The sequence below is a fragment of the Rhizobium sp. NZLR8 genome (assembly GCF_019685025.1).
GTDB lineage: Bacteria > Pseudomonadota > Alphaproteobacteria > Rhizobiales > Rhizobiaceae > Rhizobium.
In genome coordinates, this window is record NZ_JABDVY010000004.1 from 307,836 (window position 1) to 333,483 (window position 25,648).

The 25,648-nt window shown below is 61.4% G+C and carries 30 protein-coding genes; 13 read left to right on the top strand and 17 right to left on the bottom strand.

Translation table 11 applies throughout. The annotated features are described in order from the left end of the window. Positions 1–180 precede the first annotated feature (180 nt). Both HJB89_RS11920 and ilvN read left to right on the top strand, forming a co-directional pair. Positions 181–1,971: an acetolactate synthase 3 large subunit gene (locus tag HJB89_RS11920; RefSeq protein WP_207581074.1), complete on the top strand. Its 1,791-nt coding sequence runs from the start codon at positions 181–183 to the stop codon at positions 1,969–1,971. A gap of 83 nt (positions 1,972–2,054) precedes the next feature. After that, entirely contained in the window at positions 2,055–2,627 is a 573-nt protein-coding gene (gene ilvN, locus HJB89_RS11925) for an acetolactate synthase small subunit (protein ID WP_207581073.1), read from the top strand. 34 nt (positions 2,628–2,661) lie between these two features. Here the strand turns inward: ilvN and HJB89_RS11930 are convergent, their stop codons facing one another. After that, positions 2,662–3,510 (bottom strand): aldo/keto reductase, encoded by an 849-nt coding sequence (locus HJB89_RS11930; RefSeq protein ID WP_207581072.1) that lies wholly within the window; start codon positions 3,508–3,510, stop codon positions 2,662–2,664. Positions 3,511–3,661: 151 nt separating this feature from the next. Here HJB89_RS11930 and HJB89_RS11935 point away from each other — a divergent pair, with 151 nt between their 5' ends. Continuing rightward, the gene (locus HJB89_RS11935; RefSeq protein ID WP_207581071.1) at positions 3,662–4,255 is read left to right on the top strand and encodes a LysE family translocator; all 594 of its coding nucleotides are present in this window, start codon (positions 3,662–3,664) and stop codon (positions 4,253–4,255) included. Here the strand turns inward: HJB89_RS11935 and HJB89_RS11940 are convergent. Genes HJB89_RS11940 through HJB89_RS11950 form a run of 3 tightly spaced genes read right to left on the bottom strand, consistent with a single transcriptional unit; the run spans position 4,247 to position 6,696 of the window. Then, positions 4,247–4,723 (bottom strand): DUF2269 domain-containing protein, encoded by a 477-nt coding sequence (locus HJB89_RS11940; protein WP_207581070.1) that lies wholly within the window; start codon positions 4,721–4,723, stop codon positions 4,247–4,249. The genes HJB89_RS11935 and HJB89_RS11940 overlap by 9 nt on opposite strands. After that, the gene (locus HJB89_RS11945; RefSeq protein WP_221132067.1) at positions 4,723–6,006 is read right to left on the bottom strand and encodes an SDR family oxidoreductase; all 1,284 of its coding nucleotides are present in this window, start codon (positions 6,004–6,006) and stop codon (positions 4,723–4,725) included. The genes HJB89_RS11940 and HJB89_RS11945 overlap by 1 nt, the downstream gene beginning before the upstream one ends. Before the next feature lie 21 nt (positions 6,007–6,027). Beyond that, entirely contained in the window at positions 6,028–6,696 is a 669-nt protein-coding gene (locus tag HJB89_RS11950; protein WP_246762676.1) for a hypothetical protein, read from the bottom strand. Positions 6,697–6,954: 258 nt separating this feature from the next. Here HJB89_RS11950 and nthA point away from each other — a divergent pair, with 258 nt between their 5' ends. From nthA to HJB89_RS11965, 3 genes are read left to right on the top strand one after another with little or no spacing between them, the layout of a single operon-like run. Continuing rightward, positions 6,955–7,599 (top strand): nitrile hydratase subunit alpha, encoded by a 645-nt coding sequence (gene nthA, locus HJB89_RS11955; RefSeq protein WP_207581069.1) that lies wholly within the window; start codon positions 6,955–6,957, stop codon positions 7,597–7,599. Next, a complete protein-coding gene (nthB, locus tag HJB89_RS11960) occupies positions 7,596–8,255 on the top strand; it encodes a nitrile hydratase subunit beta (RefSeq protein WP_221149917.1) in 660 nt (219 codons plus the stop codon). The genes nthA and nthB overlap by 4 nt, the downstream gene beginning before the upstream one ends. After that, entirely contained in the window at positions 8,242–8,613 is a 372-nt protein-coding gene (locus HJB89_RS11965; RefSeq protein ID WP_221132064.1) for a nitrile hydratase accessory protein, read from the top strand. The genes nthB and HJB89_RS11965 overlap by 14 nt, the downstream gene beginning before the upstream one ends. Positions 8,614–8,815: 202 nt before the next feature. Here the strand turns inward: HJB89_RS11965 and HJB89_RS11970 are convergent, their stop codons facing one another. From HJB89_RS11970 to HJB89_RS11990, 5 genes are all read right to left on the bottom strand, one after another. Next, entirely contained in the window at positions 8,816–9,598 is a 783-nt protein-coding gene (locus tag HJB89_RS11970) for an anti-sigma factor (protein ID WP_221149918.1), read from the bottom strand. Continuing rightward, entirely contained in the window at positions 9,595–10,110 is a 516-nt protein-coding gene (locus HJB89_RS11975) for an RNA polymerase sigma factor (RefSeq protein WP_207581065.1), read from the bottom strand. The genes HJB89_RS11970 and HJB89_RS11975 overlap by 4 nt, the downstream gene beginning before the upstream one ends. A gap of 49 nt (positions 10,111–10,159) precedes the next feature. After that, positions 10,160–10,540 carry a hypothetical protein gene (locus tag HJB89_RS11980; protein WP_207581064.1) on the bottom strand — a complete coding sequence of 127 codons (381 nt, stop codon included), beginning with the start codon at positions 10,538–10,540 and terminating at the stop codon, positions 10,160–10,162. Positions 10,541–10,697: 157 nt separating this feature from the next. Further along, positions 10,698–11,114, bottom strand: a complete 417-nt coding sequence (locus HJB89_RS11985) for a VOC family protein (protein ID WP_221132061.1) — start codon at positions 11,112–11,114, stop codon at positions 10,698–10,700. Positions 11,115–11,154: 40 nt separating this feature from the next. Next, the gene (locus HJB89_RS11990) at positions 11,155–11,490 is read right to left on the bottom strand and encodes a cupin domain-containing protein (RefSeq protein ID WP_221132060.1); all 336 of its coding nucleotides are present in this window, start codon (positions 11,488–11,490) and stop codon (positions 11,155–11,157) included. 137 nt (positions 11,491–11,627) lie between these two features. Between HJB89_RS11990 and HJB89_RS11995 the strand changes: the two genes are divergently transcribed. Further along, complete coding sequence (locus HJB89_RS11995) at positions 11,628–12,206, top strand: MarR family winged helix-turn-helix transcriptional regulator (RefSeq protein ID WP_221132059.1); 579 nt, start codon at positions 11,628–11,630, stop codon at positions 12,204–12,206. A gap of 115 nt (positions 12,207–12,321) precedes the next feature. After that, positions 12,322–12,810 carry an Rrf2 family transcriptional regulator gene (locus tag HJB89_RS12000; RefSeq protein ID WP_221132058.1) on the top strand — a complete coding sequence of 163 codons (489 nt, stop codon included), beginning with the start codon at positions 12,322–12,324 and terminating at the stop codon, positions 12,808–12,810. Here the strand turns inward: HJB89_RS12000 and HJB89_RS12005 are convergent, their stop codons facing one another. From HJB89_RS12005 to HJB89_RS12020, 4 genes are all read right to left on the bottom strand, one after another. Further along, positions 12,811–14,292, bottom strand: a complete 1,482-nt coding sequence (locus HJB89_RS12005) for a mechanosensitive ion channel family protein (RefSeq protein WP_221149920.1) — start codon at positions 14,290–14,292, stop codon at positions 12,811–12,813. 93 nt (positions 14,293–14,385) lie between these two features. Continuing rightward, positions 14,386–14,805, bottom strand: a complete 420-nt coding sequence (locus HJB89_RS12010) for a cupin domain-containing protein (protein ID WP_221132056.1) — start codon at positions 14,803–14,805, stop codon at positions 14,386–14,388. Positions 14,806–14,866: 61 nt separating this feature from the next. Continuing rightward, positions 14,867–15,622, bottom strand: a complete 756-nt coding sequence (locus HJB89_RS12015; RefSeq protein ID WP_221149921.1) for an SDR family oxidoreductase — start codon at positions 15,620–15,622, stop codon at positions 14,867–14,869. A 68-nt stretch (positions 15,623–15,690) separates the two neighbouring features. Further along, complete coding sequence (locus HJB89_RS12020) at positions 15,691–16,170, bottom strand: carboxymuconolactone decarboxylase family protein (protein ID WP_221115751.1); 480 nt, start codon at positions 16,168–16,170, stop codon at positions 15,691–15,693. A 132-nt stretch (positions 16,171–16,302) separates the two neighbouring features. Here HJB89_RS12020 and HJB89_RS12025 point away from each other — a divergent pair, with 132 nt between their 5' ends. Then, positions 16,303–17,220 (top strand): LysR family transcriptional regulator, encoded by a 918-nt coding sequence (locus HJB89_RS12025; RefSeq protein WP_221149922.1) that lies wholly within the window; start codon positions 16,303–16,305, stop codon positions 17,218–17,220. Positions 17,221–17,299: 79 nt separating this feature from the next. Then, the gene (locus HJB89_RS12030; RefSeq protein ID WP_207581058.1) at positions 17,300–18,427 is read left to right on the top strand and encodes an ATP-dependent RecD-like DNA helicase; all 1,128 of its coding nucleotides are present in this window, start codon (positions 17,300–17,302) and stop codon (positions 18,425–18,427) included. Positions 18,428–18,551: 124 nt separating this feature from the next. Here the strand turns inward: HJB89_RS12030 and HJB89_RS12035 are convergent, their stop codons facing one another. After that, complete coding sequence (locus HJB89_RS12035; protein WP_221132053.1) at positions 18,552–19,244, bottom strand: MerR family transcriptional regulator; 693 nt, start codon at positions 19,242–19,244, stop codon at positions 18,552–18,554. Positions 19,245–19,700: 456 nt separating this feature from the next. Between HJB89_RS12035 and HJB89_RS12040 the strand changes: the two genes are divergently transcribed. Both HJB89_RS12040 and HJB89_RS12045 read left to right on the top strand, forming a co-directional pair. After that, on the top strand, positions 19,701–20,453 hold the full coding sequence (locus tag HJB89_RS12040) for a pyridoxine 5'-phosphate synthase (protein ID WP_221132052.1): 753 nt from the start codon (positions 19,701–19,703) through the stop codon (positions 20,451–20,453). A gap of 176 nt (positions 20,454–20,629) precedes the next feature. Continuing rightward, positions 20,630–22,462 (top strand): WG repeat-containing protein, encoded by a 1,833-nt coding sequence (locus HJB89_RS12045; RefSeq protein WP_311044370.1) that lies wholly within the window; start codon positions 20,630–20,632, stop codon positions 22,460–22,462. A gap of 114 nt (positions 22,463–22,576) precedes the next feature. On the opposite strand, the gene HJB89_RS12050 is transcribed toward HJB89_RS12045, so the two are convergent. Continuing rightward, entirely contained in the window at positions 22,577–23,485 is a 909-nt protein-coding gene (locus tag HJB89_RS12050; RefSeq protein ID WP_221149923.1) for an SDR family oxidoreductase, read from the bottom strand. 123 nt (positions 23,486–23,608) lie between these two features. Between HJB89_RS12050 and HJB89_RS12055 the strand changes: the two genes are divergently transcribed. After that, on the top strand, positions 23,609–24,025 hold the full coding sequence (locus HJB89_RS12055) for a helix-turn-helix domain-containing protein (RefSeq protein ID WP_207581054.1): 417 nt from the start codon (positions 23,609–23,611) through the stop codon (positions 24,023–24,025). A gap of 37 nt (positions 24,026–24,062) precedes the next feature. On the opposite strand, the gene HJB89_RS12060 is transcribed toward HJB89_RS12055, so the two are convergent. Together HJB89_RS12060 and HJB89_RS12065 are read right to left on the bottom strand one after the other, a co-directional pair. Next, complete coding sequence (locus HJB89_RS12060) at positions 24,063–24,245, bottom strand: DUF6429 family protein (protein WP_246762763.1); 183 nt, start codon at positions 24,243–24,245, stop codon at positions 24,063–24,065. Positions 24,246–24,410: 165 nt separating this feature from the next. Continuing rightward, positions 24,411–25,634: an MFS transporter gene (locus tag HJB89_RS12065; protein WP_207581053.1), complete on the bottom strand. Its 1,224-nt coding sequence runs from the start codon at positions 25,632–25,634 to the stop codon at positions 24,411–24,413. Positions 25,635–25,648: the final 14 nt, after the last annotated feature.

Consider the following 25,648-nt stretch of genomic DNA (forward strand, 5'->3'; position numbering starts at 1 on the left):
CCGACCATGAAAATCGCAACGGCTCTTATCGTGGTGGGAAAGCGCATGGGCAGGATGGTGTAACCATCCGGCGGTAGCCACCCATGCGCTAGATGACAGGCTCCTCCGGGGCCTTTTTTTATGCCCGAAATTCGGGCTTCCGGCCACAAACGCAATCCCAGCATCAAACGGAACAGACAGATGAGCACGGACAATCAGGCGGCAGGCAATCGGATGACGGGAGCGGAGATCGTTCTCAAGGCGCTGAAGGACAACGGCGTCGAACATATCTTCGGCTATCCGGGCGGCGCGGTCCTGCCGATCTACGACGAGATCTTCCAGCAGGAAGACGTCAAGCACATCCTCGTCCGCCATGAGCAGGGGGCAGGTCATGCGGCCGAAGGGTACGCGCGCTCCACCGGCAAGGTCGGCGTCATGCTGGTGACCTCGGGCCCGGGCGCTACCAATGCGGTCACGCCGCTGCAGGACGCGCTGATGGATTCGATCCCGCTCGTCTGCCTGACCGGTCAGGTCCCGACGCCGCTGATCGGCTCCGACGCCTTCCAGGAATGCGATACGGTCGGCATCACCCGGCCCTGCACCAAGCACAATTGGCTGGTCAAGGACGTCAACCAGCTCGCCGCAGTCATCCACGAAGCCTTCCGCATCGCCCAGTCCGGTCGTCCGGGTCCTGTCGTCGTCGATATTCCGAAAGACGTGCAGTTTGCGACCGGCACCTACACGCCGCCCGCCGATTACGCGATCCAGAAGAGCTACCAGCCGAAGATCCAGGGCGACCTCAACCAGATCCATGCGGCGATCGAGCTGATGGCGAATGCGCGCCGTCCGGTCATCTATTCCGGCGGTGGCGTCGTCAATTCCGGGCCTGAGGCTTCCAAGCTGCTGCGCGAGCTGGTCGAACTCACCGATTTCCCGATCACCTCGACGCTGATGGGCCTCGGCGCCTATCCCGCTTCGGGCAAGAACTGGTTGAAGATGCTCGGCATGCATGGCTCCTATGAGGCCAACATGGCGATGCACGACTGCGATGTCATGGTCTGCATCGGCGCCCGTTTCGACGACCGTATCACCGGCCGTCTCAATGCCTTTTCGCCGAATTCGAAGAAGATCCATATCGATATCGATCCATCTTCGATCAACAAGAACGTCCGTGTCGATATCGGCATCCGCGGCGATGTCGGCCATATCCTCGAAGACATGGTCCGCCTGTGGAGGGCGCTGCCGAAGAAGCCGGAAAAGGGCCGCCTTGAGGACTGGTGGACCGATATCGCTCGCTGGCGGGCGCGCAACTCCTTTGCCTATACAAGGAGCAGCGATGTCATCATGCCGCAATATGCGCTGGAGCGGCTCTACGCGCATACCAAGGACCGCGACACCTACATCACGACCGAGGTTGGCCAGCACCAGATGTGGGCGGCGCAGTTCTTCGGCTTCGAGCAGCCGAACCGCTGGATGACCTCCGGCGGCCTCGGCACGATGGGATATGGCCTGCCGGCAGCGCTCGGCGTACAGATCGCCCATCCCGACAGCCTCGTCATCGACATTGCCGGCGATGCCTCGATCCAGATGTGCATCCAGGAAATGTCGGCTGCGATCCAGCACGATGCGCCGATCAAGATCTTTATCATGAACAACCAGTATATGGGCATGGTGCGCCAGTGGCAGCAGCTGCTGCACGGCAACCGGCTGTCGAACTCCTATACCGAGGCGATGCCTGATTTCGTCAAGCTGGCGGAAGCCTATGGTGCTGTCGGTCTGCGTTGCGAAAAGCCGGAGCATCTCGACGACACCATTCTGGAGATGATCGAGGTCAGAAAGCCGGTCATTTTCGATTGCCGCGTTGCCAATCTCGCCAATTGTTTCCCGATGATCCCCTCGGGCAAGGCCCACAACGAAATGCTGCTGCCGGATGAGGCCACGGACGAAGCGGTCGCCAATGCAATCGATGCCAAGGGCCGCGCGCTCGTCTGACATTTTTAATTTGCGCATAATCCTTTCCGAAAATCGTTTCCGATTTTCGGGGTTATGCGGCAGGGAAGAGGAAACTCAAGACCATGAACGCACACCTTCAGCCCACGGGCTCCGCCTATTTCATTTCGCCGGAAACGGCGGCGATCGAAAGCCACACGCTTTCCATTCTCGTCGACAATGAGCCGGGCGTTCTTGCCCGGGTCATCGGCCTGTTTTCCGGCCGGGGCTACAATATCGAAAGCCTGACGGTCTCCGAGACCGAACATCAGGCGCATCTTTCCCGGATCACCATCGTCACACGCGGCACACCGCATGTGCTGGAGCAGATCAAGGCGCAGCTCGAGCGCATCGTACCGGTACACCGCGTCGTCGACCTGACGGTGCGTGCCCGCGAACTCGGCCAGGACCGGCCGATCGAGCGCGAAGTGGCGCTGGTCAAGGTGATCGGCGAGGGCGACATGCGCGCCGAGACGCTGCGCCTGGCCGATGCCTTCCATGCCAAGGTGGTGGATGCGACGGTCGGTCACTTTATTCTTGAGATAACCGGCAAGTCATCGAAGATCGATCAGTTCGTGGCGATCATGAAGCCGCTCGGCCTCATCGAGGTCTGCCGCACCGGCATCGCCGCAATGAATCGCGGCGCGCAGGGCATGTAAGCTCGCTGCTGTAATAATTGGAAGCCGCTGAAGATCAGAGCATCTCCAGCGGTTTTTTCTTGGTGGGCGGCGGGAAGGCGGCGTCGAGCGCCTGCCAGTCCTCGGCAGTGATATCGAGCGAGACGCAGTCGCGGTTTTCCGCCGCGCGTTCAGCATTCGATGTCTTCGGGATGACGATGACGCCGTCGCGTTCGAGCAGGAAGGCCAGCGCCAGCTGGGCGGGCGTTGCCTGATAGGCCTTGGCGATGCGGATCAGCTCGGGATGATGCAGGATATGTCCCTGCTCGATCGGCGAATAGGCCATGACGGGAATCTTACGGCTCTGGCACCAGGGCAAGAGGTCGAATTCGATGCCGCGGCGGGAGAGATTGTAGAGCACCTGGTTGGCGGCGACATTGGCGCCGTCGGGCACTCCGAGAAGTTCCTCCATGTCGCCGGTGTCGAAGTTGGAGACGCCCCAGGCGCCGATCTTGCCGGATGCCTTCAGCATTTCGAAGGCCGCGACGGTCTCGGCCAGCGGATGGCTGCCGCGCCAGTGCAGGAGATAGAGATCGATGCTGTCGGTGCGAAGCCGTTCGAGACTGCGCTCGCAGGCCTCGACCGTGCCCTTCAGGCTGGCGTTCCAGGGATAGACCTTGCTGACGATGAAGACCTCGTCGCGCCGTCCGCTGATCGCTTGGCCGACGATCTCTTCGGCACCGCCGTCGCCGTACATTTCGGCGGTGTCGATCAGCGTCATGCCGAGATCGATGCCGACCTTGAGACTTTCGATCTCCGCCCTAGCGTGGCCGGCATCCTCGCCCATGGCCCAGCTTCCCTGGCCGAGTGCCGGCACTTGCGCGCCGTTCGGGAATGTAATGGATGGGATCGGGTCGTCCTGCATGGGTTTTCTTCCGTTCGCGAAGAGATTGGGCCGTATCGCCATCTTTCAAGCAATCCTGTCACCATGACAATGATGGAATGGTGTCAGCTGTTTAGGACAGTTATGCTGACCTAAAATGAACTCGGCCGAGAAGGTCGGTTCGGGAGGTCGCATGCCGCTGGATACATTTCTCGCCCTCATTCTCTTCGCCTTTACGACGTCGATCACGCCGGGGCCGAACAATATGATGCTTTTTGCATCGGGCGTGAATTTCGGCTTCCGCAGGACGATCCCGCATATGTTCGGCATCGGTGTCGGCTTCTTCTCGCTGCTCATCGGCGTCGGCCTCGGGCTCGGTGCGGTTCTGCATACGGTGCCGGTCGTCTATATGGCGCTGAAATTTGCCGGCGGTGCCTATCTCGTCTGGATCGCCTGGAAGATCGCCTCTTCGCGGTCGCTCGCCGAAGGCAGGAGCGGCGTCGAGCCGATGTCATTCTTTTCGGCTGCCGCCTTCCAGTGGGTCAATCCGAAAGCCTGGGTAATGGCGGTCACCGCGATGGCGACCTATACCAATCCGGAGCTTTACTTGGGCAGCGTGCTTCTCGTCGGCCTGGCTTTCGCAGCCGTCAACGTGCCAAGCGTATCGACATGGGCGGGCTTTGGTTCGGCGTTGCGGGAATGGCTTTCCGATCCGGTGCGGCTGAGATGGTTCAATATCAGCATGGCGGTGCTATTGGTGGCGAGCCTCTGGCCGATGCTAAAATAGAGCGATTGCCGGCTTCATCAGCATCAGCCAGAGAATGCCGACGACGGCTGAGAAGGCCGGAAAACCGCAGGCGAACCAGATGCGGTAGAGGCGAAAATAAGCCGGCGGCAAGGCGCTTCCAGACGCCGCGGCCATGCGGGCGAGATCGCGCAGCCGGATCTGGATCCGGACAACCGGCAGCCAGAACAGGCCGGTGACGACGTAAAGCAGCAACGAAAGCGTGATCCATCCCTCCGACAGCTCCCAGCCGATCGATCGGGCCAGCAGAGCGCCGGTGGCCGGCTGGAGAATGGCTGCGGTGGCGGTAAAGACGGTGTCTGCGACGACGACGGTGGCGGCGACATGGGCAATCAGCCGGGGATCACGTGTCCGGTGCGCCATCATCATGAAGAAGGCGATGCCGGCGCCGGTGCCGAAGAGCACGGTCGCGCCGATGACATGGGCAAAGAGCAACCATTGCTCAAGCATCAGCGTTCATCCAGGGTGGCGAGGGCTGTCAGCGTCAGCAGGATCGACGGCAGCACCTTGACGAGCGGGCCGAGCGGATCGAGCCAGAGTGCCGGTTCTATGAGGCTTGCGCCAATGAGATAGGCGAGCGACACGGCCAGCATGCCGAGAAGAGCGCGTTTGGCCAGCGGACGGAAAAGGACGGCGGCGCCGAGCGCGATGTCGATCAGGCAGGTGGCCAGTGTCAGCATCGTTGCGGCTGCCTCCGGCATAAACGGCAGGAAATGGGTGGATGTTTTCTCGATCGCAAGCAACGGGATCAGGCCGGAGAGCAGCCAGAAGGCGGAGAGGCCCGAGATGACAAGCGGCTTCAGGAGATAGAGCCGGGCAAACCAGAGATCCTGCACGCCGGAGGGATTGCCCGAAAGGGTTGCGGCCGCCGAGAGAGTCGCCAGGCCTGACGGTGGCGCGCGATCCATGCTGATACCTTCGGACATGACGGTCATGGCGGTAGAGCGCAGCGGCGAGCGCCAGCCGAGATGACCGGCCATATCCGCAAGCCATGTGACCGGCCTTGCAAGAATGGGCGGAATGGAAATGACGGGTGCATGCGGCAGGCCGAGCCAGGCGCGGTGGAGTTTGACGAGGCTTGCGAGCGTTTGCCGTTCTTCGGCCGCCAGTTCGATATCGCTGCCGGAGGGGAGCGCACCGCAGATTGCGGCTGAGACTGCGGCGGCGACATCTTCGACGGCGACGGTTTCGACCGGGCTGTCGGCGTGGATGAGCGGCAGGACGAGGGGGATGGTAGCGAGGGAACGCAGCAGCGCTGTGCCACCGTGGGCGTTTCGGCCGAGCACTAGCGCTGGGCGCAGGATCACGTAGGGAATGCCGCTTGCCGCAAGCGCCAGGTCGGCGGCACGCTTGGTCGCTAGAAAGGGCCGATCACGACCGGCGCCGTCAGTGCGCGCCGATATCTGGACGATCAACTTCACGCCGGCCGTGCGTGCTGCTCCCTGCAGCGCGATCATCGCCCGTTCCTGTGTGGCGGCAAGGTCGTCAGACAGGCCGTCCTGCAAAGCGCCAGCGCCGTTGACGACAATCTGCTGGCCTTCAAGTACCGTCGCCCAGTCGGCCGCGTCGGTCATCCTAGCCAGATTTGCGCTGATCCAACGGATGCTGGGCTGGCGGAGGCGCGCCCGGCCGGGATTCCGGCCAAGCCCGGTGATGACATGGCCATCCTCTAGCAATCTTGCCGCGACCGCCGAACCGATAAAGCCTGTAGCACCGAGAATGAGAATATTCATAAGGAGGAGGTTACCGATACCTCAAGCAATTTTACGCGGATCGATTTTTGCCATGGGAACGGCGCATTCGGTCACGATTTGTGCTGCCAGTAGCGGGTCTATCGGCTGCTCGTCGATCGCGAAAGCAAGCTCGATTGCCATGCCGATCGCCAGCGGCCGCCGCCGGACCGGGACATGGTTCATATCCAGAACCTGCCGGGCAATCGGCCAGAGGCGCCTGACATAGCTGATGGGCAGGGCGCCGGGCTGATCATCTTCCGCCAACCGTGGCCTGCCGAACTGCGGATCGCCGATGGTGGCCGCGACATGGCGAAACGTATCGAGGACCGTCTCTTGCGACAGAACCGCGCCCTGGTTTCCGGCGGCGCCATAGGTCAGCGCCAGCAGAGAATCATGGCTTTCCAGCAGGAAAGCATTCGGCAGATTGCCAGCGTAGTAGCGAGATCCATCCCTTGTTTCCATGGTGACTAGATCGGCGCCGTCGCGACATTGCCCTGCTTCAGCCACATTGAGTGCGGCAAGAACACAAGAGAATCCGCCGATTGATCCGAGCGCCGCCAATAGATCGATCATCCGAAAACGGCCGTCTTCGGCGATTTCCTGACGGATCCGGTCGAGGAGGGCGCGGGCCACGAGCCTCGGGCCTTGCAAAGGATTGCCGGCCTCGTTCGGGCGCGGATCGTCCTGCACAGCGCTTTGCGCACGGATCTTTATTTCCTCTGCCTGAGAGGAGGAGGAAGAGGCGGGCGGATTGGTTCTTCGGCCGAATGTCGGAGTTTTCATGCGGTGCAATCTGAAGATGAAGCCATTTATGTTTGGTTATATCGGCGGGGTGAAGGATGGTTTGCTTAACCAATCCCTATTCGCCTGGCGGCATCTTTACGAGAAACGCACTTGGCGGCCATCCGACCAGCGCCTAAGATCCAGCCGCCTATTCGGGAGAGCGTTATGCGGCACAGCGACGATCATGCAGGTCATGACCACGACGACCATGACCACGACAACCACTATTCCGACATGCAAGCCCGCGTCAAAGCGCTGGAAACGCTGCTGACGGCGAAGGGTCTGATCGACCCGACGGCGATCGATGCGATTGTCGAGACCTATGAGACGAAGGTGGGGCCGAGGAACGGTGCGCATGTCGTTGCCAAGGCCTGGAGCGATGCCGATTTCGCCGAGTGGCTGAAGCGCGATGCGACGGCGGCGATTGCCAGCCTCGGCTATACCGGCCGGCAGGGCGAGCATATGCGCGCCGTCTTCAATACGGCCGAGACCCATAATCTCATCGTCTGCACGCTCTGCTCCTGTTATCCCTGGTCGGTGCTCGGCCTGCCGCCGGTCTGGTACAAGGCGCCGGCCTATCGCTCGCGCGCGGTGATCGATCCGCGCGGCGTGCTTGCCGAATTCGGGCTGACGCTGCCGAAGGAGAAGAAGATCCGCGTCTGGGATTCGACGGCGGAGCTGCGTTATCTCGTCATTCCCGAACGGCCGGACGGCACGGACGGAATAGACGAGGCAGCTCTCGCTGATCTCGTCAGCCGCGATGCAATGATCGGCACGGCCGTCGCCCGAAGCCCGGAGGCTCTTGCATGAACGGACCGCACGATCTCGGTGGTCAGATGGGTTTTGGTCCTGTCGCGCCGGAAAAGGACGAACCCTGTTTCCACGCCGAATGGGAAAAGCGGGCGCTCGGCGTCACGCTTTCCTGCGGCGCTTTCGGCGCATGGACGATCGATGAAAGCCGGCATGCGCGCGAGAATATTCCGCCGGCCGACTACCTCGCCGCCAGCTATTACGAGATCTGGATCCGCGGCGTCGAGACGCTGCTCGAACGGCACGGCTTTGCGACGCGCGCGGAATTGCAGTCCGGCCATGCGCAGCAGGGCGGCGCGGTGCCGAAGCGGGTGCTGAAGGCGGAGATGGTGCCTGCTGCTCTGGCCAAAGGCGGACCTTGCGATCGTCCGATCGGGACCACGCCGCTCTTCGCAGTGGGTGAGGTGGTGAAGACAAAGAATTTCAATCCGGCCACGCACACGCGCCTGCCACGTTATGCGCGCGCCAAGACGGGTGTCGTCGAGGCGGTGCAAGGGGCTTTCGTCTTCCCCGACGATAACGCGCATGGCCGCGGCGAAAATCCGCAATGGCTCTACACAGTCGTCTTCGACGGCGGCGAGATCTGGGGCGAGGGGGCGGATCCATCACTGACGGTCTCCATCGATGCGTGGGAGAGCTATCTTGAGCGTTTGTGAGATGCCGTCTCAGCTGGCGCAATCGCCAGGTTTGCCGAGGTCGCCGGAGGGGGATCCGGTTTTTCCCGAGCCTTGGGCGGCGGAAGCTTTCGCTATGACCGTGCACCTGTATGAGAAGGGGCTATTCGCCTGGGGCGAATGGGCTGAGGTTCTGTCCAAGGAGTTGCATAAGCCCGGCCGTGCCGAAGATGGCAGCGATTATTTCGACTGCTGGGTGGCGGCCCTTTCCGAGCTGCTCGTCAGCCGCGACATAGCAGATGCATCCGTCATCCTCGACCTGCAGCAGAGCTGGCAGCGGGCTGCCGAAGCCACGCCGCACGGGCAGCCGATCGAACTTACCAACGATCCGCTGCGCTGATCTGTAGAGCGGTTCAACGGAAGCGCAGAACCGCTCTAGTCTTTTGTTTTTACGCAATTTCGGCCGGAAAACCGCTTCGCACTTTTCCTGGAGTTGCTCTAAAGCGTGTCGCGATCTTTCAGATTCGGTTGTCACGCTTTAGGTCTTTGTTTTTATGCATGTCTTTATCGCAAAACCGCGGCACACTTTTGCGAGACATGCTCTAGGACGGAAACTGCCGGTAGCATTCCTCGGCAACATTACGCAGCGCCTGCCTGGAGATTTCGCCGGTGACGGCATAACCGAGTTCGCCGTCGATCCAGTAGAAGGTCTCGAGATTGCCCGATGAGGCGAAGCGGAAGCTGGTCGTGCGGTTTTCGGTGTTGCGGCCGACGATGACGGTCAGGCGTTCGCCTGCCTGGTTCTCGTACATGAACATGGCGCCCGGTCGGCCATCGACCGGCAGTAGGCGGCCGCCGACCAGTTTGAAGCCGAGCGGCTGCAGATTGGGGATCTTCAGATTCTGGATGGCCAGGCGCTTGCCGAGCCAGGTGGCGAGATGAAGCTCCTCGTCGGCGAAGACCTCGACCGGATGGCGAACCTCGGCGGCATAGACCATGAACGCGGTCTCAGCCTGCTTCGGCAGGGTTTCGGAGCCGGCAAGCTGCAGCTCCGGCCTTTCCAGCAGAGCCGGGCCGTAGTGGCCGGCGACGGCGCCGAGCGCGAAGACGACGAGGGCTGCGGCGGCGATCGCCAAACGTTTCCGCCCCGATGAAATGGCGCGCAGGGGCGAGACGAGCAGAGTGTCGGTGTCCTTCGCGTGCTCATATCCTGAAAACAGCGACCGGATGCTGCTATTCTGCGCCTGCCATTCGGCGACCAGAGCCGCCTCGTCGGGGTTGTCGGCGAGGTAAGCCTGGATCCGGGCGCGCGCCGCTTGTGGCAACTGGCCGTCGGCATAGGCGTGGAGATCGGCTTCGGTGACGATCGGGTTGGCTTCGTTCATTTCGGCCTCCGAAGCGTAATGATGTTATCGGCTTTCAGCCGCTCGGCGACGCGCTGGCGGGCGCGCGACAGCCGGGACATGACGGTGCCGATGGGGATGTCGAGGGCAGCGGCAACCTCGCTATACGTGTATCCCTCGATGACCACGAGCATCAGCACGGCGCGGCGCTCCTCCGAAAGGCTGTTCAGCGCGTTGTCGAGCCGGGCGCGCTCCAGCGGATCGGCCAGCGTTTCGGGTGCGGCGATGTCCCCTGCGGCGTCGAGTTCAACGACGGCGTCGCGCGCCTTGCCGCGCCGGCCGTTGCGGTAGAGATTGGTCATAATGGTCAGGACCCAGCCGCGCAGGTTGAGGCCGCGCCATTGGCCACGGCGCGCCAGCACCTTCTCGACACAGTCTTGGAGCAGATCCTCGCCGTCGGCATCCGAGCGCGTCAGGCTACGCGAATAGCGCCGGAGCGAGGGGAGGAGGGCCAGGATCTGGCCCTCGAAACTTTCCGGTGCGGGTGTTTTCACGCCGACCGCTCTCTTGTGATGACCGCCCCTTCGATCAAGGCCTCTACAATCAAGGTTTGGCAAGGCTCCAGTTGCCGCCGACGCCATCGCCGGTGATGTCGCCCATCTTCTTGTCCTTGACCCAGTAATAAAGCGGCATGCCGTCCTTGGCCCATTGCTTCGTGCCGTCCTTACGGTCGATGATAGAATATGCACCATCAGCCTTGGCACCGCCAGCGGCCATCAGCGGCGGCCAGTTCTTGGCGCAATCGTCGTTGCAGTTGGAAACGCCCTTGGCGTCCTTTTTGAAGGTGTAGAGGGTCATGCCGTCTTTCCCGGCAAGAACTTTACCCTTGGCGGATTCGACTTCCTTGACTGGAGTGGCTGCGAAAGCAGCCGTGGCGGCAAGGGCGGCAGCCGCCACGGCGAACAGGAATTTCACGGATTTCATGATGTCTCTCCTTGAGATTGGGCATGCAATTTTGCGATGCCTGAGATGAGACACGAGACGAGGCGGTTTTGTTCCCGACGCATGGAAAGTTTTATGGCAGGCGAGGCCGGCTTGAGCCGCTCGCCCGCACATCTCGGTCGTACCGGGCGCCTCCGCGCTATTGCCCGGAAGCGGAGGCTGCCGCCATATCGACCCACACGGCTTCGAAAATATGACCGTCGGGGTCCTCGAAGGCGCGGTTGTAGAGCCAGCCCATGTCCGTCGGAGCGCGTGGGTCGGCTCTGCCGCCTGTGCCTGCTGCGGCTTCGACGATGGCGTCCACCTCTTTGCGGCTGTCCATTGTCAGGGCGATCAGCATTTCGCTCGCCTTCTGCGCTTCGGCGACGGGCTTCGGCGTGAAGGTGGCGAAGTAATCGCGCGTCAGCAGGTGGAAGACAATGGCCTCGGACCAGACCATATTCGATGCCTGGTGGTCGCTGAACTGTTCGTTCTTGCTGCAGCCGATCACGTCGTAGAAGCGGGTCGCGGCAGCCAAGTCTTTCACTGGCAGGTTCACGAAGATCATCTTGGGCATTGCGATTGCCTCCTCTTCCTTTTTCGGGCGACGGCTCGCCTCAGACAAACTCTTGCACGATCGTGTCGCTCGCATGGATGCAGACGACTTCGAGCCGGTCGGTGCCGACATTCTCGAAACGATGGGGAATATTGGCGTCGACGACAACGATGTCGCCGGGAAAGACGCGGGTCTTGGCGTCCCCCACGGTGAACTCGGCTTCGCCCGTCCTGACCGCCCATGTCTCGGAATAGGGATGGACATGCAGGTCGGGCCCCTGGCCCGGCTCGTTGTCGACGATAAAAAGCGATACCGCGCCGCCGTGATCGCGGCCTTCGAAGCGGATGGTCCGGCTCTGATCGGGACTCGGTTCCTGGTGGCGAAGAATTCTGAACATCACGTGCCTCCCGCTCGTATCGGCTGAACAAAGTATCTTCTCGAGAAGATATATTCTGAAAACTGTCTTCTTGTCAAGATATCTTCCTCGCCCCGGATGGAAGGTGTATGTCTTGCCTGTGGTGATAAGAGGCAGAGATGACGAATGGAATTGCAGGGGACGACCATCGCTCCCCGGACAAGGGGCGCTCCGGAGAGGACCATGTCGACCGGCTGCGTCGACAATGGGCTGTAGAGTTGCCGGACCTCGATACGGAGCCGATGGCGATTCTCGGGCGGACGTTTCGGCTGTCGAACCTAGTGCGCCCCAGCATCGAGGCGACCTTTGCCGATTTCGGCCTCGACCGCGGCGAGTTCGATGTGATCGCGACGCTTCGCCGGTCCGGACCGCCTTACCGGTTGACCCCGACCGACATATATTCGGCGCTGATGATCTCTTCGGGGGGCCTGACCCACAGGCTTGACAGGCTGGAGAAGGCGGGCCTGATCCGTCGCGAGAAATCGCAACGTGACGGGCGCAGCGTGCTGGTGGCATTGAGCGAGGCTGGCGCCGCACACGCCGAAAAGGCTTTCCGCACCGACATGGCGGGCGAATCCGCGTTTTTGCAAGCACTTGATGCGAACGAGCGCGAGGCGCTGGCGACGCTGCTGCGCAAGCTGCTTGCCGGAATTGAAAATGACCAGGCGCTAAGTGGGAACGAAGACACGGACAGCTAAATATCACCGCTCAAACAGAACACGCTGCTTTTACTGGTCGTTTACATCATGTCGATTTTCGGATAGCGTATATCCTTAAATCACTTCCTGAAACAGCCATCACGCGAGTTGCTGAATGATCCTGAAAAGCCAGGTCGAGTGGGCGCTTCATTGTTGCGCCATCCTCGCAGGCCTGCCAGAGGGCAGGTACCTTTCCACCAAGGCGCTCGCAGAGCTTCATGGTCTGCCGAAGGAATACCTCTCCAAGGCGCTCCAGAGCCTTTCGCAGGCGTCGCTGGTCGAGACCACGCTTGGCCCGACCGGTGGCTACAGGCTTGCGAGAGGGCCTTCGGAGATCAATTTTCTCGAGATCGTCGAGGCGGTCGAGGGAAAGGCGCTGATCTTCACCTGCACGAACATCCGCGAGAACAATCCATGCCGGCCGGCAGGCTATTGCGACAGCAAGCCCTGCGCAGTCGCCCGCATCATGTGGGAAGCCGACGAGGCCTGGCGCGATACGCTGAGACGGGTCCGGCTTTCCGATCTGGTCGGCACCTTGTCCGAGGAAGTGCCGGCCGAGCTTTGGCGGAGTACCTTCGAATGGGTTCTCAAGCGCGCCGGCTGATTACCCCCTGAAGATTGTCCTGATGGTTTTCAGGATAGCGCGCGCGCTGTGGGCGGGTTCCGCGGGCCGGGCGGCAACGTCGCGGAATCGCTCCGCGCGGAGGGCGAGGTCTTCGGCGATTTCTTCCGCCAGCGCCGGACGCTCATTCAGCAGCGGCGCGAAGGCTTGCTGATCGATTTCATAGACCGTCACGGCGGTAAGAGCCTCCAGGGTACAGACTTCCCGCATGGCCGCGAGCAGTCCGGTCTCTCCGAAAAAATCACCCGGCGCGAGCCGCCCGCGTTCCCCATCTCCGTGCCGCGCCGCGATAATGCCGGCCCGCACCATCATCAGAGACGGCAGCATTTCGCCCTCCCGCGCGATCACGTCGCCCTTGCGGAACTCACGCACGGCGGTGGTCTCGGCAAGTTTCCGCTTTTCATCGGTCGTCAGCGCCGCAAAGATCGGTATGGCCTCGATCAGTTCGAGCGGCGTTACGCGCGGCGACCGTGCGCTCTCTTCGGTCGGCAGCTCGCCCGTCAGGACCGAGGCCGCTGCCGGAACGGCCAAAAGCAGGCCGGCCGATTTGCAGTGACGGTAGACGAGATCGAGCACCTCGTTTCGCGCCGTCGCGCGCTGGCTGGGGCTCGTCACCCGGAACTGTAGCTCGACCTCTAGTGCCGTGGCGTCCAGCCCCCTCAGCGCCACGACCGGCGGCGGCTCGCGCACGATGGAATTGCAGCTCGCGAGCGCCGACAACATCACTTGGCGGACCGATGCCGGCATCCGTGTCGGGGCGATGCGGATGGTGAGGATCAGCAGATGGCTTTCGTCCGGCCGGCTTACATTCGTCACGGCGAGCTTGGCCAAAAAACTGTTCGGCAGAACGACGAGATTGTTTGCGCTGGTCAGGATGTGCGTCGCGCGCCAATTGCTTTCGACGACGCGTCCCTCTGTGCCGTCGCTCAAAAGAATCCAGTCACCGATGATGTATGGCCGGCCGAGGGTCAGCGCGATGCCGGAGAAGACGTCTGCGAGCGTGCTCTGCAGCGCAAGGCCGAGAATGATGGCCACGACGCCCGAGGTCGCAACGAGGGTGCCGATCGGCACGCCGAAGACGAAGGCCAGAACGGACAGGGCCATGCCGATATAGACGACGCCAATGACGAGATCCTGGAGCAGGCGAGCCTCTCGTGGACTGCCTTCCAGCACCAGATACAGCCTGATGAAACCGATGACGGCCCATGCCAAATGAATCCACCAGAGCGTTTTCGCGACGATGACGAGCAGAGCCTGCGGATCCTCGGACTTATATCCTTGAAACCGGTGGGGTTCGATGCCGCTGCCGACGAGGATCAAAGTCATCGCGGCGAAGAAGAATATCTGCACCACCAGCCGCGTCGTGGGCCGTTGGCGGGAAAGCAGGTGCCAGACGACGATCCCGGCGAAGCCGACTGTTATGAGCGATATCAGAGGCTTGCCGAAGAGCGCGTCGTAGATCATCTGTCTTTGTCTCCGGGAGGGGCGGGCGGCGTATGATTCAGCATGTCGGCCGCCAGCGCAAGCATCGGCCCGCGCGGACGGTTTGGCGGCCCCTTACTTCTTGAGGGGATAGGTCAGCTCTTTCTGGTTGGTGTCGACCACGAAGACGGCGAGCAGGCGGGCGGGCTTGGTTTCGCTGCCGTTGGCGCTGACGCCGTGCCGGTCGCCCGGCATTTCGGAGAAACTCTCGCCGGCATGATAGACCTTGACGGGGCCGTCATTGACCTGGCTGCGGATCGCTCCTTCGAGCACGGTGGCGTAGATGAAGGCCGTGTCCGGATGGGTGTGGCCTTCGGTGAAGCCGCCCGGCCCATATTCGACTAGCACGCCCTTGATACTCTTGCCCGGCACGTTCGGAAGCTCGTGCTCATAGACGAGGGTGACCTTCGCAGACTTGCTGTTGTCGTGGGCGCTGGCGCCGGTGGCAGTCAGAAAGGCGAGGGCGACGGCGGCGAGGACTGAGGTTTTGATCATTGGAATCTCCATATTGCTTGGATGAGCAGGACGCGCCTGAGCGGCCGCGTCCTGGCGCAAATCACTTCGGCTGGGCGGATTTTGCGAACCATTGTTCGAAGGTGATCGAGCCGAGGCTGCGGCTGTCGTCGGAAACGAGCGACTGGTCGTTGAGCCGGACGCCGAAATATTTCGCTTCCGGATCGGCTTCGACGGTACGCGGGTCTTTCATCGCCTTCAGATATCGGGCGACGAGTTCGCTCAGGCGCGCCCGTTCCGGACCTGATATCTCGATTGTGGCGTTGGCGGGCGCGGAGAGCGCCACATCCGCCATGACGTCGGCGACGTCGTCGGAGGCGATCGGCTGGACATAGGCCGGCGACAGGCGAACTGTGTGGCCGACCGTTGCCGATTGGGCGATTCCGCCGAGGAATTCCATGAATTGCGTCGAATGCACGATGGTGTAGGGAATGCCAGACGCCTTGATCAATCTTTCCTGAGCGAGCTTGCCGCGGAAATAGCCGCTTTCCTGCAGTCGCTCGATACCGACGACGGAGAGAGCGACATGGTGTTTTACCCCGGCAACCTTCTCGGCGGCGAGAAGATTGCGGCCCGAGGTCTCGAAGAATTCGAGCACGGCCTTGTCTTCGAAGGATGGCGAATTGGCAAGGTCTAGCACCACTTCGGCGCCCGACAGCGCGTTCGCCAGTCCTTCTCCCGTGATCGTATTGACGCCTGAGTTCGGCGAGGCGGCAATCACGTCATGCCCGCGCTTGTGCAAGCGTTCGACAGTCTTTGAACCGATGAGGCCGGTTCCGCCGATGACAACGATTTTCATAACAGATCTCCGTTCGCTGCCGGGGTGCGACAGCGTCAAAGGTGAATCTTCTCAATGAATTGTGGGGTTTAGTTCAAGCCTGATTTGTCGAGGCCATAGGCCTTGTCGGCCGAGCCGGGGACCGTCTTGAAGCCGACATTGACGCGGTTCCAAGCATTGATGGCCATGACGACAAAGGTCAGATCGGAGATTTCCTTTTCGGAAAGCTGGCCGCGAACCCGTTCGTAAATCTCGTCGGGAATGCCGCCCTCGGGAAGCTTCGTCAGCGCTTCGGTCCAGGCAAGGGCTGCGCGCTCGCGGGGAACGAACAGGTTGGATTCCCGCCAGATGGCGACGTGATGGAGCCTGAGCTCGGTCTCACCATGGATCTTTGCCTGCTTCACATGCATGTCAAGGCAAAAGCCGCATCCATTGATCTGTGAAGCGCGGATCTCGATCAGGGCCTGAAGCTTCTCGTCGATCACGCTGCTCTTCAGCGCCATGCTGAATTCCATGAATTTCTTGAAAAGCTCGGGGGACTGCTGGGCGTAGTTCAATCGCTGGCTCATGTCATCTCTCCTCTAATTAAGGATATTTAGTATCCTTATGGATAAAAGATATCCTTAATTGCTGGACTGTAAAGCCATTCTCGCTTAGTTTGGCTGCATAAGGCCTATGCGCAAAAGTATGAGGGGGCAGGGATGGATATCGTTTCGGCATTGCGAGCCTTCCAACGCGTCGTGGAGACGGGCTCGTTTTCAGCGGCGGCGCATGATCTCGACGTGACACAGCCGGCGGTTTCACGGCAGGTCGCAGCCCTTGAAGGCCATTTCAACACGCGCCTCCTACATCGCACGACGAGCGGCCTGTCGCTGACGGCGGAGGGGGAACGGATGCTGCCGATGGCGCAGAGGATTCTTGAAGCGGTGGAGGAACTCGGCGATGCGGCCGGATCGGATGGGGCCATGGCTTCGGGGAGGGTCAGACTCAGCGTCCCCGCGCCGCTCGGCCTCTATCTCAGCGAACGGTTGGGCGATCTTCTTGCCGTCCATCCGAAGCTTTCGGTCGAACTGCTCCTCAGGGAGCAAAGCTCCGATATGATCGAGGAGCGCCTCGACCTCGAAGTGCGGCTGGGCTCGGTCGCTGACAGCAGCCTCGTTTGCCGGCGGATAGGTTGGACGACGGCCTTCCTTGTGGCATCACCCACCTATCTCGCGCGCAAGGAAGCGCCGCGGGCGCCGAAAGACATCAGGGAGCACGAATGTCTGTGCTACAACAGGGCCGGCGGAGCTTCCACCTGGTCGTTCTCGAATGGCTCGGAAGACATTTCGGTTCGGATTTCGCCGCGCCTGACCGCCTGCAGCGCCGTCGCCATTCACAGGGCAGCCCTTGCCGGCGCGGGCCTGGCGGTCCTCTCCCATATCATCGCCGTCCCGGATATCGCCGCTGGCCGGCTGATCCCCTTGATGGAGGATTTTCAACCAAGCCGCCTGCCGATCACGGTCGTATATCCCTCGAGGCGCAACATGCCGCTCCGCGTCAAGACGGTTCTGGATTTTCTGACCGATGCGATCGGGCGGGACCCGTCGATGTGCGCGAGCGGCATGGGCTGGCAGTAGAACGGATGATCGTCCCGCCGCGCGATTTGCCGTTTTCCGCCTTGCCTAACGCCCGCGAATCCTGCCAAGTCGTCCGATCATGCAATTTGCGCCGCAACAAGACGAAGCCCTCAAGGCTGTTTCGAAATGGCTGAATGAAGGGCGTTCGCCGCTCTTTCGCCTATTCGGCTATGCCGGAACGGGCAAGACGACGCTTGCCAAGCATTTCGCCGAGAATGTCGACGGTGATGTGCTGTTTGCGGCCTTTACCGGCAAGGCCGCACAAGTGTTGCGCTCGCGCGGCGCCTCCAACGCCCGGACGATCCATTCGCTGATCTACCGCCCGCGCGGCGAGGAAGCGGTGGAGGACGAAGAGACCGGCAAGACTTCGATCGCACCGATGTTTTCGATCAACCGGCAGAGCCCGGTCGCCAAGGCGGCGCTGATTATCGTCGACGAATGCTCGATGGTGGACGAGGCGCTCGGCAAGGATCTGATGAGCTTCGGCACGCCGATCCTGGTGCTCGGCGATCCCGGCCAGCTGCCGCCGGTCACCGGCGGCGGTTACTTCACCAATCAGGATCCCGATTACCTGCTGACCGATATCCATCGCCAGGCGCGCGATAATCCGATCATTAAGCTCGCCATGCAGGTGCGCGAGGGCAATGAGGTGATGTACGGCGATTACGGCACGGCCAAGGTGATCTCGAAGAACGAGGTGACGCAGCAGCTGGTACTCGATGCCGACCAGGTGCTCGTCGGCACCAACAGGACCCGGCGGCGCTACAATCAGCGCCTGCGCGAGCTGAAAGGCTTCAATGCCGATTACCCGCAGACCGGCGACAAGCTCGTCTGTCTCCGGAACGATCCCGCCAAGGGCCTGCTGAACGGCTCGCTCTGGCAGGTGATGACCTCGTCCAAGGAAACGACGAAGCCCGGCATCAATCTGCTCGTCCGGCCCGAGGATGACGACATGGACCGGGGGGCCGCCAAGATCAAGCTCCTGAAACAGGCCTTCGAGGATGTCGAAGGCGAGATTCCCTGGAACACCCGCAAACGCTACGACGAGTTCGACTATGGCTATGCGCTTACCGTTCATAAGGCGCAGGGCTCGCAATGGAACGACGTCGTGCTGTTCGACGAGAGCTGGGCCTTTCGTGATACGCGCGAACGCTGGCTTTATACCGCGATCACGCGCGCGGCGGAGACGCTGACGATCGTGCGCTGACCTCGATCGCGCCTCGCGATTTTGGGCGGGAAGTCGACGGTGGCGGCCGTCGGGAATGATGCGTGCAAGTTTGCACGCGGCTTGCGTTAGGCTTGCACGCGACGTGCGTTAGGCTTGCACGTGGTTATGCCTGGACGATGCCGAGCAGAACAGCCTTGGCGATCGCCTGGAAGCGGTTGTTGGCGCGGAATTTCAGGATGATTCCGGCTTCGAGATCCCTGGTTTCGTCATGTTTCAGGTCGAGCGCTCGGGCGATTCGCTGGGTGGAATAGCCCTCCGCCATCAGCTCCAGGCACTGCCGCTCCTGCGGGGTCAGGCTTGCGCTGTCCTGGTTGTCGTTCAACGGCGGCTCTTCGACACTGGCGTCATAATCCAGGAGGTCGCCGACCTGCTGGAGCTGGCGGTGCAGGGTCGACATCTCGGCCGTCAGCTCACGTTTGCGCACCTGCAGCGCTTCGCGGAACATCGCCTCGGCTCTTTCCTGCGACTCGGCCTTGCGAAGCTCGTCCATCAATTCCTGGATGACGGCGATCGGCATTCCGGTCTCACGGCAGACGGTGATGACCGCCATGCGCATCACATCGTCTTGTCCGTAGACCCGCATCAGGCCGATGCGATTGGCCGAAACCAACCCCTTCTCTTCGTAGAAATGCAGCGTCCTGTGCGTAACGCCGAATGCGTTGGCCATATCGGCGATTGGCACGGGACCGTCCGGTAGATCCGGCGGCAGCGCGGCCGAAGGCAGGAACCGGTATTTTGACCGGGCCTCCGAAGCGATACCGGCGGCAGCAAACAGGCGTTTGGAACCGTCTGGCATGAACCCTCCTAGGGCATAGTGTTGCACCTCATGCGGATTTGCCAGTTGCTTCCCAGGCGCGGCGAGTGGGGTTTTCCTCTGGGCGTTCTTGTCATTGGGAAAGAAGCAGTACGCGGCCTACGTTTACGCGATACAATGTCCATGTTATGCGTGAACGATCTTTTTTATAAGTGCTAAAAGTAATCTCTTTTAAATGGGATAGCAACGCGACGACGTGATTTGCCCGGGTTTCTGGGTGTGCTGCAGCAAAACACGCGCTGCATTGCAGCATCGGTCGGCCGTCTTCAAAGGCGACGGGAATTACTGTTTGCGGTACGCGGGGGAGGGTGAATACCCCCACCGACAGCGATGGCCATCAACAATCGGCATCGCATCCATCTGCGAATCTCCTTGGTCATCTCAAGGCACTTGGCTTAAAAGCAGGGGCCTTTGTTTTAGCACCGATGGATATCAGCCATGCCCGCCAAGCTCTCTGTGAACCTCAACGCCATTGCCATGCTGCGCAACCGGCGCGATTTGCCCTGGCCGAGCGTCGAAGCGCTCGGGCGCATTGCGCTTGCCTCCGGCGCCAGCGGCCTGACGGTGCATCCGCGCCCCGACCAGCGCCACATCCGCTTTTCCGACCTGCCGGTCATTCGCAACCTGATCGACGACGAATTCCCCGAGGCCGAGTTTAATATCGAGGGCTATCCCACGCAGGCGTTCTTCGAACTCTGCGCCGGGGCGGCACCGGAGCAGGTGACGCTGGTGCCCGACGATCCCGCCCAGGCGACCTCGGATCACGGCTGGGATTTCCGCAAGCACCGGGCATTTCTGACCGATGCCGTCGCGCGGCTGAAGGCGATGGGATGCCGGGTCTCGCTGTTTGCGGACGGCGATGGCGATGCTGAAGCCATTGATATCGCCAAGGCGGTCGGCGCCGACCGGATCGAACTTTATACCGGTCCCTATGGCGGCTGCTACGACGCGCCGGAACGGGCGGCCCCGATCCTCGACGCGCTCGGACGGACGGCGGATGCGGCGCTGGCGATCGGCCTTGCCGTCAATGCCGGCCACGATCTGACCGTCGAAAACCTGCCGGCGCTGGTGAAGCGCATTCCCCAGCTTGCCGAGGTTTCGATCGGCCACGGCCTGACCGCCGACGCGCTGGAATACGGCATGGCCGAGACGGTGCGGCGGTTCTGCCGGGCGTGCGGGCAGGCGGTTTAAGGAAGGGCTGTTTCCTTCTTGCGTATTGGCGGCAACTAATTTGATACGCTGCAAAGGTTTCCCGTGCTCATGGGGTGAAGGCGCTGGATTCCTGTACTCATGACCTCCGACCTGCGGATTGGCCATATTTCCAACACACGAGCATCTCCTAGTTCTTTCAACCGGGGGGCGTTAGGGTGAGCGTTGCTACACGTCAATTTATGTTTGTCGCGGCGGCATGGGCGAGTTTGCTCTGCTCCGTTGGAACCGGCGTCGCCGATCCCCGGCCGGAAAGATGGGTGGAAAGGTGCGGCGGCGTCTACGCTCTTTGCGGCTATATCGACAGAGCGACGTTAGAACCGCGGATTGATCGCAAGTTCGAAGTTGCGCTTCCTTTCTCGGAGGGGCTGGCCGCCGTGCGCTCCGAGGGGAAATTCGGCTATATCAATTCGAGTGGCGAGATGGTGATCGCGCCTGCGTTCGACCTTGCCCGCGGATTTCGCAAAGGCCACGCCGAAGTGGTGGTCGCTGACAAGGCAGGAATTATCGACAGAACGGGCAAGTTTCTGCTGTTGCCGTACTATGCGCGTGCCATTCCATTCGGAGCCGGGGCGGCGCTCGTTCGTCCCGGCAAAGCGGTCGCGTCGGATTCTTTCGGCTTCCTGCGTTTTATGTTCGGGGAACTGTTTTTTGAGAGGAGCGATCGACCCTATCTGCTCGTCGATCTGCCTTCAGGAAAGATACTGAAGGACGAGCTGGCCATTAAAGAATTCGAATTCGGCACTTTCGTTTGGGCAGCTCAGCCGGGAGATAAACGATACGGATTGCTTGCTCCCGACGGAACCTGGAAGGTCGAGCCTCGCTTCGAAACAGCCAGCAAACTCGGTGGAGGAAGAGCAATTGTCTGTTATGGCGGTTCGGCCGGACACAAAGGACAGTCCAGCCAACGTGACCGGGCCGACGCCACCCAATGCGGCGTGATCGGCCGGGACGGCCAAACTATTCTCGCCCCACAGCAATTTAGGATCCAGGATCATCGAAACGGGTTTTACCGTGTGGCCAAAGACCAGAAATTGGGCGTCCTTGACGAGGCGGGACGGTTGCTTGGCGGTCGTCTGTTTGACGATGCGAGACTGCCGGATTATTCCGGTGAGGTGGCCAGGGTATCGGTGGACGGCCAGTGGATCGGGCTCAACCGGGCCGGGGATCTGGTGCCCGACCCGGAGGACGGGAAGGCGTGGGCGGCATGTCCTTCGGGTCTCAAATTCATCCACCGCGGTAACCTTATTCAGGTCGTCGGAGCGGATGGAAAGCCGACCGTTTCGTATCTTTTTGACAACACGTACATGACCTGCGAATTCCCCGTATCGGTTCGGTACAATCGAAAATGGGGGTTTCTCAAGCAGGACGGTAAACTGCTTGTCGATCCACCATCATTTCAGAGCCAATCTGGTTTCAGCGGTGGCTATGCCGGCGTCGATGTTCAGGGCAAATGGGGAATACTGGACGCCAACGGTGTGTTAGCCCTCGCTCCGCAGTTCGATGAGTTGCAGCCCGATTCCGGTGCCTATGCGGTATCGAAGGATGGGCGGAAGTTTTGGATCGACGCATCAGGACGTGAAGTCTCCGAGCCGCGCCGCCTGGAAGACCGGCGATCAAAGTTGCGTTGCGGACCCGACGGCGGACAGCGCGTCTCGAGGAATTCGAACGGAACCTTGCTTTGGGGCATTGAGGATGCCGCCGGGAACACTGTCGTCGAGCCGAAATATCGGGCCATCACCTGTTTCCGGGATGGTCTCGCATGGGTTCCGCTCGACGAAGGACGAGAATGGTGTGCAATCGATCGGAATGAGCGGAAACGCGAGAGCGTCGCGTGTGTCAAGAACTGGGCTGACAGCAATGTCGCCGACGCGCGAACTGAGACAATGTCCGACGATCCCTATGAAAGCGGCGTGCTCTGGATGCGGGCCGAGCTTGAATACGGACTTGACCTCAGGGAAAAACCGCCTGGCTTCGTTTCGCAATTCTGAGGGGCGACCCTGCGCGTCGGTGCGGTGAACGACACATCTGATGTGATCAGGGATCCAGTGTCCAGAATCGGAGTCCGCTCATCCCTGCCGCGAGCGCAGGGATGAGCGGAAAGCTCAATGGCCTCCGGCATTGCCTGAAGCCGTCAACGCAGCCTTGTGCGCCACGAAGAAATCCTTCAGCGGCTGCGGCTGTTTGCCGGTCAGCTTGGTGAAGTCTCCGGTGACGATGTCGAATTTGCCGGCGCGGATGTTGGCGTCGGCCGAAACCAGCATGTCGGCGACGAAACCGGGAAGGCCGGCGCCGCGGATGCCCTGGCCGAGCTGCTCGTCGTTGACGTCGACCACCTCGAGCGGCTTGCCGGCGACATCGGAGACGATGGCGGCGATCTGCCGGTTGGTGAGCAATTGCGCGCCGGTCAGCGTATAGGTGGCGCTCTCGGAGGTGCCGGAGGCAAGGGCGGCGGCGATTGCCAGGGCGCAGTCGTCACGCGAAATGGTCGAGACCTTGCCGTCGCCCGTGGCGCTGTACCATTTGCCGCCCTGCAGGTTGTGCGGCATGCCGTGCAGGTAATTGTCGTGATACCAGGCGTCGCGGATGATCGTATAGGCGATGCCGCTTGCCTTGATGGCGTTTTCGCTGCCGAGATGATCCGGCGCGAAGGTGACGAGCGAATCGTCCGGCGCCGGCATCGAGGTATAGGCGATGTGCTTGACGCCTGCCTTAGCGGCAGCGGCAACGGCTGCCTTGTGCTGGGTGAGGCGCTTGCCGGGGGTATCCAGCGCATCGGTGCTGATGATTAGCAGCCGGTCGATGCCGGCGAAAGCCTTCTCCAGGCCTGCCGCGTCATCAAAATCGGCCTTGCGGGTGACGACGCCCTTGTTTTCGAGTTCGGCGAGCTTTTCCGGGCTGCGCGTAGCCGCCACGATGCTGCCGGGAGCGACCTTATAGGTCTCGATGAGATGATGGATGACACGCTGGCCGAGCTGCCCGGCGGCGCCGGTGACAATGATGGTTTCGTTCATACGTCGTTTCCTTCTGTGTTCTGGGGGTAGTCTCGAAAAGAGAGTAACACTAGAATAGGAATTGACTCGGCGATGTAAAGGAGGCAGTTTTTCGGCTCTACGTTACCAAAAGGGAACCAGCAGATGAGCGGTGCGGTCGTCAGTCTGAAGAACAGAATGCCGGGGGCGCGGCGCGAGATCGATCTGGCTGGCCTCGATTTTTCCAATTGTCCCGTCAGGGACATGATGCAGCAGATCGGCGGCAAATGGTCGACGCTGCTGCTCGAAGTGCTGGCGGCCGAGCCCCGCCGCTTCGGCGAGCTGCGGCGCATGCTTCCCGATATATCGCAGCGCATGCTGACGCAGACGCTGCGTGATCTGCAAAGGGACGGTTATGTCGCTCGCGAAGTCTTCCCGACCAAGCCGCCGAGCGTCGAATATTCTATGACGGATCTCGGCCGTTCGCTCTACCGGCCACTGTCGCAACTGTTGAACTGGGCGGAAGCGAACCACGACGCCGTTCGCGCCGCCCGTTCGCGTTTTGATTCAGCCGATAGTTAGTAAGGTAGGTCACGTTTCTAGAAACCGGAAACGGTGATCATTCCGGCGGTCGAGTAAAAAGAGCGCGGAACAATTCCTCAGATCGTCGCAAACCTTCGTCGCTCAGGACGACGGATTTGGCTTTGCCTGCGGGATTTGCGATCAGGCCCTTCCGATACAGACGGTCCATTGCGTCCCAGTCGAAGCCTTTCCAAGCTCTGTCCTCGTCATGCAGCGTCAGTCATAGCAATGCCAGAACAGCGTCATCGATCTTGTCTTCGTCTATGTCCATGCTGGAACATCCCATGCAGAAACGAAAATTCGGCAGCAGTGAGCGGATGCGTAGGCTGCTGCCGGGATGTCCGCATTTATAAGCCGGCACTGTCAAGGTTTTAGATATCCGGTCTCAGATTTTGCTTTCCTGCTTGCCGCGGTGTTCCGTCAGAAACAACAGGAAGGCGAGCGCCGGGAAGGCGAAGCCGATCCAGGCGGTCATCGTCCAACCGCCGGTCGCGTAGGCCCAGCCGCCGAGCGCCGAGCCGAGCGCGCCGCCGGCAAAGAAGGTGGCCATGAAGAGGCCGTTTAGCCGGCTGCGATGTTCCGGGTTCAAGCCATAGATGGCGCGCTGGCCGCAGACGAGATTGGTCGTCACCCCGAAATCAAGCATGATCGCCGCCACCGTCAGAAGGATCAGGGCGGTCAGCGAGCCGTCCGCGGCGAAATGGCTGATCAGGAAGGAAGCCATTCCGAGCAGCATGGCAAGCGTCGAGGCAATTTTCGTCATGCCGCGATCGGCAAGCCGGCCGGCGATCGGCGAGGCGATGGCACCGGCAGCACCGGCGAGCGCGAAGAGGGCGATGCCGTTCTGCGTCAGGCCGAAGGCCGGGCTTGCGAGCAGCAGCGGCGTCGTCGTCCAGAACAGGCTGAAGGCGCCGAACATACCGGCCTGATAAAGCGCCCGGCGCTGCAGCACGCGCGAGGTCAGCGCCAAGTGGCCCATGGAAGCCAGCAGCTCACTGTAGCGTAGCTTCGTCTTCGGCACGCGGACCGGCAGGTTGGCGCGCAGGATGACGGCGAGCACGATCATCAACGCTGCGGTGACGTAATAGACCACATGCCAGGACGAGGCCTCGGCGACGAAGCTTGCGAAGGGGCGGGCCAGCATAATGCCGCAGAGCAGGCCGCTCATGACATTGCCGACGACCTGTCCCCGTGTCGCATCGGGGGCCATGTTGGCGGCAAAGGGAACCAGGACCTGAACGGCGACCGATGAAAGGCCGATGCAGAGTGAGGCGACGAGGAAGGCCGTGGGTGTTGAAGCCAGCGCCGCGCCGATCAGCGCAACAGCGGAGACGGCAACCAGCAGCAGCACAAGCCGGCGGTTCTCCGTGAGGTCACCGAGCGGCACGATCAGCAGCAGGCCGAGGCCGTAGCCGATCTGCGTCAGCGTGACGATCAGGCCGGTTGCGGCAGGCGTGAAGCCGAGCTCGGCGCTGATTAAGCCGGCAAGCGGCTGGCCGTAATAGAGATTGGCGGCCACCAGCCCGCAGGCGGCGGCAAAAAGAAAGGTGAGCCAGGGGGATAGCGCCCGTGGAATGGCCTTATCCGGCGCGGTGGCTGAAATGCTCATCAGAAACTCCGGTA